Below are 16036 nucleotides of genomic sequence, written 5' to 3' on the forward strand. Positions count from 1 at the left end.
CTTGGCTTTGGGTAGCGTAAGGGCATTCGCATATGACCCGAGGTCGCCATGAATCAACCCGTGAATCCCGCGCTAGCTCTGCCCGATGCCAATGGCCTGTTCGGCCAGTTCGGCGGACGCTTCGTAGCCGAAACGCTGATGCCCTTGATCCTCTCACTGCAGGAGGAGTACGAGAGCGCCAAGCAGGACGCCGACTTTCAGCGCGAGTTGGCGTATTTCCAGAGTGACTACGTGGGGCGGCCGAGCCCCTTGTATTTTGCCGAGCGGCTCACCGAGCACTTCGGCGGCGCGAAGATCTACCTGAAGCGCGAAGAGCTCAATCACACCGGTGCGCACAAGATCAACAATTGCATCGGTCAGGTGCTGCTCGCCAAGCGCATGGGCAAGAAACGCATCATCGCCGAGACCGGCGCGGGCATGCACGGCGTGGCCACCGCCACCGTGGCGGCGCGCTTCGGCCTCGAATGCGTGATCTATATGGGCAGCACCGACATCGAGCGCCAGCAGCCCAACGTGTTCCGCATGAAGCTGCTTGGCGCCGAAGTCATTCCCGTTACCTCCGGCACTGGCACGCTGAAGGATGCCATGAACGAGGCGCTGCGCGACTGGGTAACCAACATCGACGATACCTTCTATATCATCGGCACCGTGGCAGGGCCGCACCCGTACCCGGCCATGGTGCGTGATTTCCAGGCGGTGATCGGCCATGAAACCCGCCGCCAGATGGAAGAAAAAGAGGGCCGACTGCCGGATTCGCTCATCGCCTGCATTGGCGGTGGGTCGAATGCCATGGGGCTTTTCCATCCGTTCTTGAGCGATGAAAGCGTGCACATGGTCGGCGTCGAGGCGGGCGGCAAGGGCGTGGCGACGGGCCAGCACGCGGCGAGCCTCAACGGCGGCGCGCCCGGCGTACTGCACGGCAACCGTACCTTTTTGCTGCAGGACGAGGATGGCCAAATCATCGACGCCCACTCGATTTCGGCGGGGCTCGATTACCCCGGTATCGGCCCCGAACACGCTTGGCTCCACGAGCAGGGCCGCGTCGAGTACGTCTCCGCGACCGACGACGAGGCGCTCGAGGCGTTCCAGATCTGCTGTCGCGAAGAGGGCATCATCCCTGCGCTCGAAACCGCCCATGCCTTGGCAGAAGTCGCCAAGCGCGCGCCCACACTGCCTAAGGATCACCTCATGGTGGTCAATCTGAGCGGGCGCGGTGACAAGGACATGATGAGCGTTGCCCACTATCTAGGAGACAAGTTCCAATGAGCCAGGCCAACTCGACCGTCGGCACCAAACGTATTGAGCGCTGCTTTGCCGCCCTAAAATCGCAAAACCGTCCGGCGCTGGTAAGCTTTTTGACCGCCGGCGACCCGGACCCGGAGACCTCGCAGCGCCTGCTCGATGGCCTGCCGGAAGCGGGCGTCGATATCATCGAGCTGGGCATGCCCTTCAGCGACCCGATGGCCGATGGCCCCGCGATCCAAAAGGCCGCGCTGCGCGCGCTGGCAGCAGGGCAAACCCAGGCCAAAACGCTTGCCATGGTGAAGCGCTTTCGTGAGACCAACCGCGACACACCCATCGTGCTAATGGGCTACTACAACCCCATTTACCGCTACGGCGTCGAGCGTTTTCTAAAAGACGCCGCTGATGCCGGAGTAGACGGGTTGATCGTGGTGGACATTCCCCCGGAGCACGACGACGAACTCTGTACCCCCGCCGCGCGCTACGGTATCGATTTCATCCGCCTGGCGACCCCCACCACCGATGCCAAGCGCCTGCCCCGCGTGCTCGAAAGCGCCTCGGGGTTCATCTACTACGTCTCGGTCGCCGGGGTTACCGGCGTAGGCGCACCGACACCGGAAAAACTCGAGCGCGCCGTGGCCGAGCTGAAACAGCACACGTCGCTTCCCGTGGGCGTCGGTTTCGGCATTCGCACGCCGGAACAGGCCGCCACCATCGGCTGCTTCAGCGACGCCGTGGTGGTCGGCTCGGCGCTGGTCGAGCGCATCGAGCACGCTAAAACACCGGATGAAGCCGTGGCAGGCGTTCACGGGCTCGCTAAGGAGCTTGCGCAAAGCGTACGGCGGTGCCGTGAGGCGGTAACGGTAGAAGGTGAATAAAAAATCGAGGTTTGGTTGCCTACTGAATGTTTTCTTGATGAAGTGAACAAAATATTCAGTTTGGGGCGCAACCAGTATGAAATTCGTGGGCTATGCGTATCTTCATGAACGACTAGCGCTAGGGGTATGTGCGCCCACATGCCCCGCTAAAGTGCGCCCTATCACACGCATCATGACGATGGGACAAGAAATAGCCGTCCCTACCGAGCGTGCTCCGGATGCTTCGTTGCTAAGTCATCTGCTGTTTGCACTATTCTACGAGTCGCTAAAAAGACCTGAGATCATGCGTATACTTAGCAGTACACTAGCGGACGAAAAACTCTAATCAGCGATGCTACTAAAACTGGGATGTTTGCATAGGAATTTCAAGGCACAGCCTTGTATACAGATGTGTTTGTTTCGATATTTCAAGTATAGCTAAACAATACACCCAGTTTTGAAAGCTCGGTCCAATAGCCAGGAAAGGTCTTACCCACACAGTCTGGCTCTGATATCTTAATTCCGCGGCACTTAAGCCCCGCTAATGCAAAACTCATGGCGATACGATGATCTGACATGGTGTCTATCGTGCATGGATGGGCATGCTTGGGCAATGCTGGATCACCAACGACTATCAGGTCGTCTCCCTCAATGGTTGCAAGGCCCGGTTTGATGCAATTGAGACCTTTATGGACAGCCGCGATACGGTCGCACTCTTTGACCCGAAGATTCGCGATGCCGGTAAATCGTACGGTTGATGAACCAAACGCGGCCAATACTGCCAGCGTGGGGATTGCATCTTGTATTTGAGCGCCATCAATAAGGGTTGGCAGTGAAGGGAATGACTGCATTAACCTATGCGCTGCTGCATCGGGTTGGGAAAAATCGTTAGGCGTATATCCCAGGTCAATCTTACCCCCGGTTAATTTCTCTGCTGCCCAGAAGTAAGTAGCGGCCGATGCATCGGGCTCTACCCTAAAGTGGCAAGGTGTATATCCTGTCCTTGCAATATGGAAGCTGTTCTCATCATCCTGATAGATGTGGGCACCAAAAGCTTCCATAACGGCGCGTGTAATCTCTATGTAACCTAAAGCACCGATATTATCTTCGGCAAGCTTGATAGTTGTAGCGCGTTTGCTCAGTGGAGCTACTAGCATTAGAGATGAAATAAACTGGCTGGAGAGAGTGCCGCTGATGTTTATTGTACCGCCAGGTATGAAGCCCTGCCCGTATACAGTACAGGGCGGACACCCCGAGGAGGGAACAGTCACATGGATGCCAGCCGTATTTAAGGAATCGATCAAAGGGTGTATCGGCCTTTTCTGCATGTGCTCGTCACCATTGAGCACGACTTTACCTTCAACCAGGGCGCATGCAGCCGTCAGAAATCGTATCGCTGTTCCTGCGTTGCCAAGATACAACGAGTCGGAAGGCTGCTTAAGTGACCCCGTACCGTCAAGTTCGATATTCGTATCGCTGGAGAAGTTGATACGGACGCCGAGCTGGGTGAGTGCCTTCATCATGTAGCGCGTGTCATCGCTGACGAGCGCACCGGACAGTGAGCTTGTACCGGTTGTCAGGGCGGCTACAAGCAGAGCTCTATTTGTGATTGATTTTGAGCCCGGCACGGCTACCTTTCCGCAGAGTGGTAATGGAGAGCACAATATTTCGATGGTAGGCGAGGTGGTCGTCATTAGAAGGATTCTCCAGGGATGAAAGTATAACTAGAGGAAACTTCACGCTAAGCCTGAAGCCGAGAAGGTAAAAGAAGTCATGATAGACGAGTAAAAAATATCAGAATAGAATAGTGTTGAGACCTAATTGTTAGAAAAAGAGACGAAGCTATGCGCCGCCTTCCTCCTTTGAAAGCTATTGCTGCCTTTGAGGCGGCGGCACGTCATGAAAGTGTGACCAAGGCCGCCATCGAATTGAACGTTAGCCATAGCGCCATAAGCCAACAGATAAAAATATTGGAGCACCACTTCAATCAGAAGCTTTTTCAGAAGAAAGGCAACGGTATTGAGTTAACGCCGAAGGCGAGGAATTTTCTTAAAGATGTAACGGAAAGCTTGGATATCATCGCAGTAGCGTCACAAAATCTAACTAGCTCTAATATTCTAAATCGCATCAGTGTGAATTCAACGCCCACCTTTTCAGTACAGTGGCTAGTACCTCGCATTGCTGAATTTCAAAGAGCGTTTCCAAACATTGAGGTTAAAACCGAAGTATCCACAACCGATGTGTTGAGTAAAGCTTACGAGCAGAGTGACCTGATTGTCAGGCGTTACCCGATGAAGAAGTCAGGAATGGAATGTGTTCGTATACTTGATGATGTTTCTGTAGCGGTTGCTGCCCCTAGACTATTTGAAGAAGAACGCCTTGAGTCACCTTCGGATCTGCTTCGCTTTAAATTGCTCCATACCAAAAGCCGGATATCAGCATGGCCCAACTGGTTTCGCAAAGCGGGTATTATCACTAACCAGACACTAGCAGGGCAGGTCTTCGATCATATCTTTCTTAGCTTGGCATCTGCCAGGAGTGGGGCAGGTATCTGCCTCTGCCCCCATGTATTTGTTGAAGATGACATTAGAGATGGTCGGCTGGTAAACGTCTTTTCTGAAAACGTTATTATCGGTTCAGGTTTCTACGCCCTTTACGATAAAAAAAGCCGTGGCGTTCATAATATAGAGCGTCTAATCCGATGGCTGATGGGCGAGAATATTGCCGATACTCCTGCCTCCCTTGATATCGAATGGGAGCTTTATTCCTAGAACTATCAACCATTACACACCGTGTTTGTTCACTGCTCTACTGCGGCCCATCTGCTTTAGACGGCTATTAATATTTCCTGCCTCTCATTTTGTACTGTCATCAACTCTACAAGAGATCTTTTAATAAGTTTCTCTGGCTTAAAGATGCCCTATGTGTAAGAAATTCTTACTTAAAGGGTAGGAGTTCTCGCTGGTGTAACACTACGTCTCCAGCATAGGGTTCTGGGTATACGGGAATCAGATAGCACGTATCAAAAGAACACTATCAGGAGACATGTATGGCTGAACTTATATTGCAAGATATCCGCAAGTCCTACGGTGATACCGAAGTACTCAAGGGTGTTAGCCGCCGTATTGCTGATGGTACCTTCTTTACTCTGCTCGGCCCGAGCGGTTGTGGAAAAACTACGCTACTCAGAATTATTGCAGGATTCGTATCGCCTACACAGGGGACCGTCCATTTCGGTAGGGATGATATCACCCGAGTTTTACCCCATGAGCGGGGTGTCGGGATGGTATTTCAGGATTATGCCCTTTTCCCGGATAAGAACGTCTTCGACAATGTTGCCTATGGGCTTCGAGCACGTAAGTTATCAAGCAAAGAGATCCAGCGCAAGGTCCCAGAATATCTGGAAAAAGTGGGGCTTGGCGGTCTTGAATCGCGATTGCCAGCAGAAATGAGCGGCGGCCAAAGGCAGCGGGTCGCGCTAGCACGTGCGCTGGTCATTGAGCCACGTGTGCTCCTAATGGATGAGCCACTCTCTAATTTAGACGCCTCGCTTCGCGTGCAGATGCGCGATGTGATTCGCTCGCTTCAGCTGGAAACCCGAACAACCACAATCTTTGTAACCCATGACCAGGAAGAAGCGCTCGCCATGTCAGACGAGATCGCTGTCATGAAGAATGGGTGCATTGATCAGTGTGGAGCGCCTGCCGATGTTTATCGCAATCCCAAAACGGCCTATGTGTCACGTTTTGTCGGCTCGGCAAACCTAATAGAGGCCGAGTTCCTGGAGCATGGTCTAGATGGAGTAGACCGCTACCGTGTTCAGGATACGCTTGTTGCGGGGCGTACGATGGAAGTAGCCGCAAATGGCCGCTACCTGATGATTGCCCGCCCTGAAAATATCAAGATTCGCAGGAAAGATAGTGACCCCGTCGGTGGCGAGCTGGAGGGACGTATTGCTTCCTTCCAGTTCCAGGGGTATCGAACCAGCTTTCATGTCGTCTTGAAAAGTGGTGAGGATTTGCATGTCGAAACAGTCGGTGAAGCTGAAACCAGTGCACTGGGGCGCGGCGATAACGTTATTGTTTCTATCGGTGAGAAGTGCCTTTTCGTTCCGGAGGCTTCGGCATGAATCGTTTCTTTCCATGGGGATTTTTGAGCGTAACTGCGCTTGTATTTCTTGCCATCTTTGTGGCTTATCCCATTTTAGGGGTGCTCTTTCGAAGTTTTATAGGTGAAAACGGTGCATTTTCACTTGATGGGTTCGAAACCTTTCTGACTCGCGGCAAGTATCTCGAAGCGCTCATGAACACAGTCATTCTTGGCTTAATAGTGACGTTGACGTGTACGATTCTAGGCGTATTTCTTGCTTTTGTTGTGGCACGCTACGATATTCCATTCGCTAATATTGTGCTGTTATTGCCGCTATCAGTGCTCATTATTCCTGAGCTAATCTCTGCCCAGTCCTGGGTGATGGTGTTTGGCAACAATGGGTTGATAACGAATCTGTTTAAAGCGCTTGGGTTACCGTTTCCCCGCTTTTACGGGTGGTTTGGGCTCATCTATGTCATGACGCTAACTTACTATGTTCACGTCTTCCTTGCGGCACTAGCCGCTTTGCGTGGGTTTGATCATAGCCTTGAAGAAGCAGGGCAAAGCCTTGGAACTGCACCTTTTACAACGTATTTCCGTGTGGTTTTCCCCACTATTCTCCCAGCCGTGCTCGCCTCTGGCCTGATTGTTTTTACCCTCGTTATTGGCAATTTTGCCATTTCCATTGCCTTGGCACAGCGCGTGCCGCTTTTATCGGTCATGACGTATCGAAGCTTTATCAGTGAGCTTGGTGGTAATCCCACTATGCAATCGACGTTAGCTACTGTATCGATCCTACTTGTCTCCGGTGTCTTGTTTCTACAGAAGCGCTATCTCTCCAAGCGGAACTACCAAATGGTGGCTGGGCGCTCCACACCACGCATTAAGTTACGGGGTTGGAAAGCCCTGCTTATTTCGGGTGGGGCGGGGCTGATTATCGTATTGTCGCTAATGCCCGCCCTGGTGGTGTTGATGGGGTCCTTCACCGTGTCACGCGGCCCGGTTATGTATTGGGGACAATTCACGCTTGAGCACTACGTGCGAATCTGGGATTTCAATCTGGCTGTTATCGGCAATTCCCTCAAATTTGCCTCGCTAGCGACCGGCTTGGGTGTGTGCTTCGCGACGCTTGTCTCATATCTGCTCGTCAAAAAACGCAGTGTGTTTAGCCCGGTGCTTGATTACCTGCTGCTATTACCGCTGACCATTTCCGGCACGGTGCTAGGGATTGCGCTGGCACAGGGGTTTAACTCAGGTCCTATCGTGCTGTCAGGAGGCCTATTAATGGTGCTTGCGATGATGGTGAGGCGCCTGCCCTTTGGTGTACGCAATGCCTCATCAAACCTGCATAACATCTCAAACTCTATCGAAGAAGCGTCTGTCAGCCTCGGCGTTCCACCCGTACGAACCTTCTTCAATGTCGTTTTGCCACTGATGGCTCCTGGTATCGCCGCGGCGGCCATTCTCACCTGGGTCACTACCGTTGCTGAGCTGAGTGCAAGCGTCGTGATCTATCAGGCGGGACAGGAAACCCTACCCATCCAGATATTTCGTCTCATTAGCTCAGATTTGATGGCCCGAGCATCTGCCTTTGGGGTTATCAACATGTTCATTATCCTCGTTCCTGTTTTTTTTGGGATCAAGGTGATGAAAGTCCGGCTCTTTTCATCTTAATCGAAGGGAAAATACGCATGAGATACTTAGGCTACGCTTCTACATTTACTCTTCTGACCATCATTGGGGCAGCCACTAATGCTACTGCTGGCGAGGTAAATCTTTACACCTCTAATAGCGAAGATGCGGTTGCACTCGTACTGGATGCCGTTGCTGAGCAGGCACCAGACATCAAGATTAACGTCATCGGTGGAGGATCTGGCTCGTTATTGCGTCGTATCGAGGCAGAGCAATCAGCCCCGGTGGCAGACCTATTCTGGAGCAGCGGCTTCTCTACGTTGGCGGGCTTTTCAAACCTGTTTACAGCCTATGAGTCGCCCGAGGCTGATTCCCTTCTTCCAGCGCTGCAAACAGAGAGTGCTCCCTGGACCGGAACGAATACCCACGTAACCGTCATCATGGTCAATTCTGATGTGCTTGATGGCGAGGCACCGCAGACATGGGAAGCGCTGATGGATAAGCGCTGGGCGGGGCAGGTAACCATGGCCGATCCAGCCAACTCAAGTTCTTCCTATGCGCAGCTTTATGGCATCTACCAGCTTTATGGCGAAGAAGGGGTTAGAAACCTGGCTGACATTGTCGAGCTGCAAGGAAGCACCAGCGGTGTCTACAAGGCAGTGGCACAGGGTGAATATCCGCTTGGCATGACAATGGAGTATGCCGCACAACGCTATATACACGGTGGGCAAGATGACATTTCAATGATTTATCCCACTGATGGGACCTTCCTGTCGCCCGAGGGCATGGCGCTCATCAAAAACGGCCCCAACTCTGAAGAGGCCAAGCAGGTTTATGACCTCCTGCTATCACAAAACTTGCAGGAACAGCTCTTCGATTTGACCTTTCGCCGTCCTTCGCGAGCGGATCTTGACGATGCCATTGCCAACAGTGGCCTCCCGTTAATGGAGGATATCAATATCATCGAGGTCGATGAGACTGAGGCGGGAGAGCAGCGTGATTACCTACTAGAGCTTTGGGCTGACGCACGAGGCTAGCCCTTCGTACGCTGATAGTCGGTAGGAACACGCCTAGCTCACACCTCAATAATCAAGGAAATAAAATGGGAATCCTTTCATCCAAATTGACGGCTGTTAAGCCCTCCCAAACGAAGGCAATGACCGCACTGGCTGCGAGCCTTCGAGCTCAGGGTAGAAGCATCATTACTCTGAGCCAGGGAGAGCCTGATTTCGAGACACCCGCCAATATTAAACAAGCCGCCATCGCAGCCATTGAGGCTGGCCATACGAAGTACACTGCCGTGGCCGGTATCGATGCGTTGCGGCAGGCCATTGTGACCAAGTTCCAGCGCGAGAACGGGCTTAACTTCACAGCAGAGCAAATTACGGTGGGATGCGGTGCCAAGCAGCTTCTATTCAATGCCCTTGTGGCAAGTTTGGATGAGGGCGACGAGGTGGTCTTCGCGACGCCGTGCTGGGTTTCCTATCCGGAAATGATAAAGCTAGCCGGTGGTATTCCTATCGCGATGGCGACCCATATCGATGATGGTTTTATCCTGCAGCCTGATATGCTTCGCAAGGCCCTGACACCGTGCACAAAGTGGCTGATGCTCAATTCCCCTTCGAACCCAACAGGGGCAGTTTACACGCGTAAAGACTTGGAAGCGCTAGCTGAAGTACTCCGGGATTATCCGGATGTCTGGGTGCTTTCGGATGATATCTACGAGCACTTGGTATATGGCGACGCTGAATTTGCCACCCTAGCAGCGGTAGCTCCGGATCTAGCACCCCGTACCCTGACGGTTAACGGAGTATCGAAAGCTTATGCTATGACGGGGTGGCGAGTTGGTTATGCAGCGGGGCCTCTTGAGTTGATTAAAGCAATGAACACGGTGCAGGGGCAGTCCACCTCTCATACAAGCTCAATCTCCCAATTTGCAGCCGTTGAAGCACTACTGGGCGATCAAGGTTTTTTAGTCGACTTCCGACGTGCATTTCAAGCGCGCAGAGACTTAGTAGTAGGACTGCTGAATGCCATTCCAGGGCTTGAGTGCCGTACACCCGACGGGGCGTTTTACGTTTTCGTTGCCTGCCAAGAATTATTGGACAGTAAAACGCCGAACGGTCAGCACCTTGAAACAGATATGGATTTAGCGATGTATCTGCTGGAAGAAGCTGGCGTGGCCATAGTGCCGGGCTCAGGGTTCTTGGCTGACGGCTTTATCCGCATTTCCTACGCCGCCTCAGAAGACGAGTTAACAAAAGCTTGCGCTGCGATTAGTGAGGCCGTGCAGAAGCTTTCTATCACCCACGCTTGAATTCAAGGGGAGCAATCCTATGCGAAACACAAATAAGCGCCTTCGCGACATCATCTCCAATGGCGGCATGGCGAGAGTAATGGCCGCCCATGACCCGCTTTCTGCCATGCTAGTAGAGGAAGCTGGTTTTGATGGTATCTGGGCCAGTGGCTTTGAGTTTTCTGCAGCGATGGGGTTGGCAGATGTATCACTCGTCTCGATGACGGAACACCTCGATAACATGCGCAGAATGGCCTCACGTACTCACCTACCTATCGTTGCAGACATTGATACTGGTTATGGTAATGCTATCAATGTTCTTTACACCGTCGAGCAGTTCGAAGCGGCAGGTGCGGCGGCTGTGGTGATTGAGGATAAGATGTTCCCGAAAGTGACCTCACTTATTGCTGGCGGTCGGCAGGATCTAGTTTCCATTGCAGAGCACCAAGGCAAGATTGAAGCGGCGGTAAGCGCCCGTAAAGATCCGGACTTCATGATAATTGCGCGTGTAGAGGCGTTGATTGCTGGGCGTGGAGAAGAGGAGGCGTTAGCACGTGCTCATGCGTACGAGCAGGCCGGTGCGGATATGATTCTCATCCACTCCAAGCAGAAAACGCCGGATGAAATTGAAAGCTTCATCAACGCATGGACGGGCAGTGTACCTATCGTGATTGTTCCAACGGCTTACCCGCAGATGACGGAGGCACGTGCAAAAGCATTGGGGAAAATCGGCATCCTTATCTACGGCAATCATGCCATTCGCGCTGCCGTTACCGGGATGCAAAAGGTCTTTGCGCAGATTATCGAAGACGGTGGAATTGAGAGGGTTAATGATACGATCATTCCCGTTGCAGAAATATTCAGGCTGCAGCGCATGGATCAAATAAAGGAAAATGAAAAGCGTTATTTGCGTTGAGCATCATGTTCGTCTTATCGGAAAGCGACTAAGTGTAGTGGTCAAGTGATATAGACCACCACCTTTTGAGTTTTCCAATAGACTTGCTCAGCCACATTAGGCTGCAGTCTATCATTATGCTTGTATGGCTAGAATTGCCGGAAATTGCATGATTAGAGGGGGTTGCCGAGCTCCCGCCTAAATCATTCCACTAGCCGCTCGCGGCGCTGCGCGCCCGAGCGGCTTTATATGTCGATCAAGCAGCCGAGGGGTGCAATGGTAACGCCGAGTCCCACTGTTACGCTTTCCCGCAGGTAGTAAAGGTGCTTGAAGCGCTGGCCTGTTTTGAGTGCAGCATCAAGCTTCGGTCGCCGGAGTGACCGGCGTAGGCGCACCAACACCGGATGAAGCTCACGGGCTCGCTAAGGAGCTTGCGCAAAGCGTACGGCGGTGGCGTGAGGCTCAGGCCATCGTTTAAACGGTCCCGCCATTGGCCCTGAGCGTCTGGCCGTTGACCCAACCGCCAGCGGGAGAGGCGAGGAAGGCTACCACGTGGGCGATGTCGTCGGGTTCGGCGATGCGCTCCAGCGGTGCCATCTTCGCCAGCCGTTCGACGAGTTCGTCGGATTTGCCCTGCAAAAAAAGATCCGTAGCGGTGGGGCCGGGGGCTACCGCGTTGACGGTGATGTCGCGCCCGCGTAGCTCCTTGGCAAGAATCGCCGTTAGCGTTTCCACCGCCGCCTTCGTGGCGGCATACACGGCGTAGTTTTCCAGCTTCAAACCTACCACGCTGGTGGAGAGGTTGATGATGCGCCCGCCGTCTTGCAGACGGTTGGCGGCTTCGCGCAGGGTATTGATCGTGCCTTTGAGGTTGATGTCGATCTGCGCGTCCACGACGCTCGGGGCCATCTGGCCAAGCGGTGCGAGCGTCATGATGCCCGCGTTGTTGACCAGCACATCGAGGCGGCCGTGGGTGGCCTCGATACGCTCGAAGAGCGCTTGAACGGCAGCCGCGTCAGCGATGTTCGCCTGCATGGCGTGGGCCTTGCCACCCGCATCGATGATCTTTTTCACCACGCTGTCAGCAGCCGCGTGGTTGCCCGCATAGTTGACCACCACCGCGAAGCCCTCTTCGGCGAGCTTGAGCGCAATAGCGGCGCCGATGCCGCGTGACCCACCGGTAACCAATGCAACCTTGCGTTCTGTCATGTTCGTTTCTCCTTCGGTGCTGATGAATAAACCCTTGCCAGCATAAGAAAGTCGGTGCGGTCTATAATCAGGGTTTTCTTGCCAGCACTGTTTGGATAACGCGAACAATGGATCGATTGGACGCGATGCATGCGTTTACGCGCATCGTCGAACGCAGAAGCTTTACCGGCGCCGCGCAGGATCTCGGCTATTCGCGCTCGACGCTGACCGAAGCCATCAAGGCGCTGGAGGCGCGCCTTGGCACGCGGCTATTGCAGCGCACGACGCGTAGCGTACGCCCAACCCAGGATGGCGAGGCGTATTACCGCCACTGCCGCGATATTCTGGAGCGCGTCGATGCGGCGGAAGTCGGGGTGGGCGCGAGGCCTCAGGGTACGCTGCGCGTCGATATGCACGGCACGCTGGCGCGCCACTTCGTTTTGCCGCGTCTGGCCGAGTTCATCGAGGCTTACCCGGAGGTCACGCTCGTGCTGAGCGAAGGGGATCGCCTCGTCGATCTCGTACAGGAGGGCATCGACTGCGTGCTGCGGGTGGGCACGCCGCAAGACAGCGACCTGGTGGCTCGGCGCATCACGCTGCTCGACGAGGTAACGGTGGCGGCCCCAGGCTATCTCGCAAGGCAGGGTACGCCACGAACGCTGGCCGAACTTAAAGGGCATTGCATGGTGGGCTTTCGCTCCAGCCAGCGGGGGCGCACCCTGGCGCTCGAGTTCACGCGAGAGGGCCGTCTGGAGGAGATCATGCTGCCCGCTACCGTGACCATGAGCGCAGCGGAAAGCTATTACGCCGCTGCGCTTCTAGGCCTGGGGATCATTCAGGTGCCGCGCTACCATGCGGCAAACGACCTTCGCGCTGGGCGGCTGGTCGAATTGCTGCCGAACATGCCGCCGTCACCCTCGCCGGTTTCACTGCTATACCCCAGCCAGCGCCAGCTTCCGTCACGCGTGCGGGTCTTTATCGATTGGATCGTGAGGGTATTTGCTGAGCAGGTTTGAGCAGATAAAACCCAAACCTCTGCTTAAAGCCGCTACGCTGGAAGCGATACCCAGCGATGAAAGAGGAAAGATACGCATGGAAAGCGCCGCTTACTGGTACGCCGTTGCCACCGTACTGCTATTTCTCAAGATGTTCGCGACCTCGGCCTATCAAGGCTACCACCGCATCGGCAAGATGACGTTCAAGACACCGGAGGATGCCAAGCTTGCCGGTCGGGCGCCTGCCGATGAGGAGCTGCCCCAGGTGCAGCGCGCCGCCAAAGCCTGGGCCAACGATGTCGAAAACATTCCGATCTTTTTGGGCTTGGGCGTGGCTTACGTATTGGTAGGCGCCTCCAGCGGTTGGGCGGCTTGGCTGTTTCTTATCTTCACCGCAGCGCGCTATCTGCATACGCTCTGCTACCTGGCCGCTCTTCAGCCCTGGCGAACCATCGCCTACGTCATCGGCATCATGTGCATGTTCGTAATGAGTGCGCAGATCGTGGTGGCGTTGTTGTGAGCATCGAGCGGGCAGGTGAGTCGGTCGTTATTGGCTGGCTATAAGGGGCTTTAATACATGCTCCCATCCAATGGATAACGCTACGGCAGCCAATAGCGCGGCCATTATCAGGTTGAAGCCTTTTACTAAGCCTGGATGTTTGATGCGTTGGCCCAACAAGCTGCCAAGCACTACATAGCTGCCAGGGGCCCCAGCAGCAAGCAAGGCCAGCGCTGTAGCCCAGATGGCTAGGTTGATTCCCTCAATACTCTGAGCCGGAAACTGCAATGTAGTGATGGGCAAAACGGCCACCATGGATTTGGGATTCAAGAGTTGCATGACCAAACCGTCGCGAAAACTTAGAAGCTCTGAAGGGGCGCCATTGATCTCGAGCTCCGCGCTGGCGCGGGCAATTTTGATGGCTAGGTAAAGAATATAACTGCAGCCCAAAGCGCTTAGCGCTATCCGGGTTTGCCCATCGATCCAGGCCGCCCCGGCAAAGCCTAATACCAGCAGATAGAGCAGCATGGCGCTGCCTACTCCCAAACAAAAGCCGATCGAGCGCTTAGCGTTTCCGCTGATACCTATGTTTAGGCCGAGCAGATTGACGGGGCCAGGCGTATACATGATGCCGAGCGCATAGAGAATAATTCCTAGCATGATGGGATCTCAGAAAGAAGAAAGGGCGATTTAGCGAGCGATATCGCGCCGGTATTGGCTCGGCGTCATGCCGAAGATCCGCTTGAAGCGGCGGTTAAAGTGGCTCGCGTCGGAGAATCCGTAGCGCAAGGCGACGTCGACCAACGATGCGCCCTCTAAAAGAGCTGCGCGCGCCGCATTAATCCGGCAGTTGATTACGTACTGGTGTGGGGTAATGCCGTAGTGCTGGCGAAATAATCGCAGGAAATGGTACTTAGAAAGGTGTGCTGCCTGGCTAATCTCCTCCAGGGATATGTCCTGCGTTAAATGGGCATGAATGTACGCTTTCGCCCGCTGCAAGAGAGCATCTGGCCGTGAAGTGCGCTGCTCAGTGTGCTGCGCACCGCTCAGCTGTACGATGCGCTCGACGATTCGGTAAAGCGTATTCTCCTGGTCGATACAGCTAGCTGTGCTCTGGGTGACCAGCCGCGCCAGTTGCAAAATGGCAGTGCGTAGGCGAACGTCTTGTATCAGCGTTTTAGATGAGCGAAAAATCGCATTATTTGGTTGGCCCAAAACCTCGGCAAACATCGGGTGGAGCTGAGAAGGGGCAACGTAAAGCATTAGATAGTCCAGGGTATGCTCGCCGCCGGACTGGCCGTCATGTACCTCTTCCGGGTTGAACAGGATCACATTGCCCGGCGGGCTTTTGTGGAATTGCCCACCGCTGAAAAAGTCTTGCCGCCCACTCAGTGTCACGCCAAAGGCGTACTCCTCATGGGCATGGCGGTCGTAGCTGAAATCCTCGATCGCCGCGCGCAGCACAGTTAGGCTCGCCACATGCTGGCTCTTGATGAATTCAAATCGGCTGGCGTCTTGCATACCGTGCTCCTCGTATGTCACCCGGTAAGCTTAAGGCAGTTGTCCTTTCGAAAGCTTGTACAGAATTGCTCGAATAGATAACGAGTGAGCTTGTGCACCGACCACCCCATTGGCATTATCGAAGCCGCTGAATCTGGGCGTCGAGGGGCATCCGCTCTTCTCAGACGACTCGACGGTCTGCAGGCGCTGCGTCTGGGTATCAATTTCTAGCCAAAAAGGAACTGGCATGTTTCCGATCTCTATCAAGGGTGTGCTCACGCTTTTTGAGCGCCGGGTGGTGCTGACGCTCAACGATCGCAATGAGTGGGAGTTGCCCTCTGGGTACGCGCGCTCGATCCACGCGTTCAACGCCTCACTTTCCTGATTCGGACATCTTTTATGCATTACCGCCCCATGACCATCGATGATTACGATGCCGCCGTAGCGCTTTGGCAACAAACGCCGGGCGTGCGCCTGCGCGATGCCGATTCGCGTGAAGGTATCGATCGCTACCTGCGCCGCAATCCAGGATTGAGTGTGGTGGCCGAAGCCGAGGGGCGATTGGTCGGTACTATCATGGGTGGGCACGATGGGCATCGCGGCTTCGTCCAGCATCTGGCCGTAGCCTCGTCGCATCGTCGTTTGGACATCGGCACGCGTTTGGTTAGGCGCTGTCTCGAAGCGCTAGAGCGTGAAGGCATTCAGAAAACGCACCTTATGCTGCTGGCCGACAACGAGACGGGTAAGCAGTTCTGGACGCGGCTGGGGTGGGAGCCACGCCACGATATCGCGCTTTACTCCTTTATCCTCAATGGCAGCCCCAACGCTTAACGGTCGACAATC

At 54.4% G+C, this 16036-nt stretch carries 16 protein-coding genes; 12 read left to right on the forward strand and 4 right to left on the reverse strand.

From position 1 onward, the window contains the following. Positions 1-48 precede the first annotated feature (48 nt). Together trpB and trpA are read left to right on the forward strand one after the other, a co-directional pair. Positions 49-1266, forward strand: coding sequence for a tryptophan synthase subunit beta (gene trpB / locus LLY24_RS05510; RefSeq protein ID WP_259035283.1), 1218 nt, complete (start codon positions 49-51; stop codon positions 1264-1266). Further along, positions 1263-2120 carry a tryptophan synthase subunit alpha gene (gene trpA / locus LLY24_RS05515; protein ID WP_259035284.1) on the forward strand — a complete coding sequence of 286 codons (858 nt, stop codon included), beginning with the start codon at positions 1263-1265 and terminating at the stop codon, positions 2118-2120. Before trpB ends, trpA begins: the two co-directional genes overlap by 4 nt. Positions 2121-2527: 407 nt before the next feature. Here trpA and LLY24_RS05520 read toward each other — a convergent pair whose 3' ends face one another. Then, positions 2528-3793, reverse strand: coding sequence for a 3-phosphoshikimate 1-carboxyvinyltransferase (locus tag LLY24_RS05520; protein ID WP_259035285.1), 1266 nt, complete (start codon positions 3791-3793; stop codon positions 2528-2530). A gap of 150 nt (positions 3794-3943) precedes the next feature. Here LLY24_RS05520 and LLY24_RS05525 point away from each other — a divergent pair, with 150 nt between their 5' ends. From LLY24_RS05525 to LLY24_RS05550, 6 genes are all read left to right on the forward strand, one after another. Beyond that, entirely contained in the window at positions 3944-4870 is a 927-nt protein-coding gene (locus LLY24_RS05525) for a LysR substrate-binding domain-containing protein (RefSeq protein WP_259035286.1), read from the forward strand. 278 nt (positions 4871-5148) lie between these two features. Further along, positions 5149-6228 carry an ABC transporter ATP-binding protein gene (locus LLY24_RS05530; RefSeq protein ID WP_259035287.1) on the forward strand — a complete coding sequence of 360 codons (1080 nt, stop codon included), beginning with the start codon at positions 5149-5151 and terminating at the stop codon, positions 6226-6228. Beyond that, positions 6225-7862, forward strand: a complete 1638-nt coding sequence (locus tag LLY24_RS05535) for an ABC transporter permease (RefSeq protein WP_259035288.1) — start codon at positions 6225-6227, stop codon at positions 7860-7862. The genes LLY24_RS05530 and LLY24_RS05535 overlap by 4 nt, the downstream gene beginning before the upstream one ends. A gap of 17 nt (positions 7863-7879) precedes the next feature. After that, positions 7880-8857 carry an extracellular solute-binding protein gene (locus tag LLY24_RS05540; RefSeq protein WP_259035289.1) on the forward strand — a complete coding sequence of 326 codons (978 nt, stop codon included), beginning with the start codon at positions 7880-7882 and terminating at the stop codon, positions 8855-8857. 119 nt (positions 8858-8976) lie between these two features. Beyond that, positions 8977-10137 carry a pyridoxal phosphate-dependent aminotransferase gene (locus LLY24_RS05545; protein WP_259035290.1) on the forward strand — a complete coding sequence of 387 codons (1161 nt, stop codon included), beginning with the start codon at positions 8977-8979 and terminating at the stop codon, positions 10135-10137. A 19-nt stretch (positions 10138-10156) separates the two neighbouring features. Beyond that, positions 10157-11032, forward strand: coding sequence for a phosphonopyruvate hydrolase (locus LLY24_RS05550; RefSeq protein WP_259035291.1), 876 nt, complete (start codon positions 10157-10159; stop codon positions 11030-11032). Positions 11033-11485: 453 nt separating this feature from the next. On the opposite strand, the gene LLY24_RS05555 is transcribed toward LLY24_RS05550, so the two are convergent. Beyond that, a complete protein-coding gene (locus LLY24_RS05555) occupies positions 11486-12220 on the reverse strand; it encodes an SDR family oxidoreductase (RefSeq protein WP_259035292.1) in 735 nt (244 codons plus the stop codon). Between the two features lie 107 nt (positions 12221-12327). Here LLY24_RS05555 and LLY24_RS05560 point away from each other — a divergent pair, with 107 nt between their 5' ends. Further along, positions 12328-13215: a LysR family transcriptional regulator gene (locus LLY24_RS05560; protein ID WP_259035293.1), complete on the forward strand. Its 888-nt coding sequence runs from the start codon at positions 12328-12330 to the stop codon at positions 13213-13215. Positions 13216-13291: 76 nt separating this feature from the next. Further along, on the forward strand, positions 13292-13714 hold the full coding sequence (locus LLY24_RS05565) for an MAPEG family protein (protein WP_259035294.1): 423 nt from the start codon (positions 13292-13294) through the stop codon (positions 13712-13714). A 27-nt stretch (positions 13715-13741) separates the two neighbouring features. Here the strand turns inward: LLY24_RS05565 and LLY24_RS05570 are convergent, their stop codons facing one another. Together LLY24_RS05570 and LLY24_RS05575 are read right to left on the reverse strand one after the other, a co-directional pair. Further along, positions 13742-14353 (reverse strand): LysE family translocator, encoded by a 612-nt coding sequence (locus tag LLY24_RS05570; protein ID WP_259035295.1) that lies wholly within the window; start codon positions 14351-14353, stop codon positions 13742-13744. A gap of 30 nt (positions 14354-14383) precedes the next feature. Next, positions 14384-15214 carry an AraC family transcriptional regulator gene (locus tag LLY24_RS05575; RefSeq protein WP_259035296.1) on the reverse strand — a complete coding sequence of 277 codons (831 nt, stop codon included), beginning with the start codon at positions 15212-15214 and terminating at the stop codon, positions 14384-14386. A gap of 226 nt (positions 15215-15440) precedes the next feature. On the opposite strand from LLY24_RS05575, the gene LLY24_RS05580 reads away from it, so the two are divergent. Together LLY24_RS05580 and LLY24_RS05585 are read left to right on the forward strand one after the other, a co-directional pair. After that, a complete protein-coding gene (locus LLY24_RS05580; RefSeq protein ID WP_259035297.1) occupies positions 15441-15578 on the forward strand; it encodes an NUDIX hydrolase in 138 nt (45 codons plus the stop codon). Positions 15579-15592: 14 nt separating this feature from the next. Continuing rightward, positions 15593-16024, forward strand: coding sequence for a GNAT family N-acetyltransferase (locus tag LLY24_RS05585; protein ID WP_259035298.1), 432 nt, complete (start codon positions 15593-15595; stop codon positions 16022-16024). Positions 16025-16036 lie beyond the last annotated feature (12 nt).

The organism is Halomonas dongshanensis, from assembly GCF_024790395.1.
In the GTDB taxonomy this organism is placed as follows: Bacteria; Pseudomonadota; Gammaproteobacteria; order Pseudomonadales; family Halomonadaceae; genus Vreelandella; species Vreelandella dongshanensis.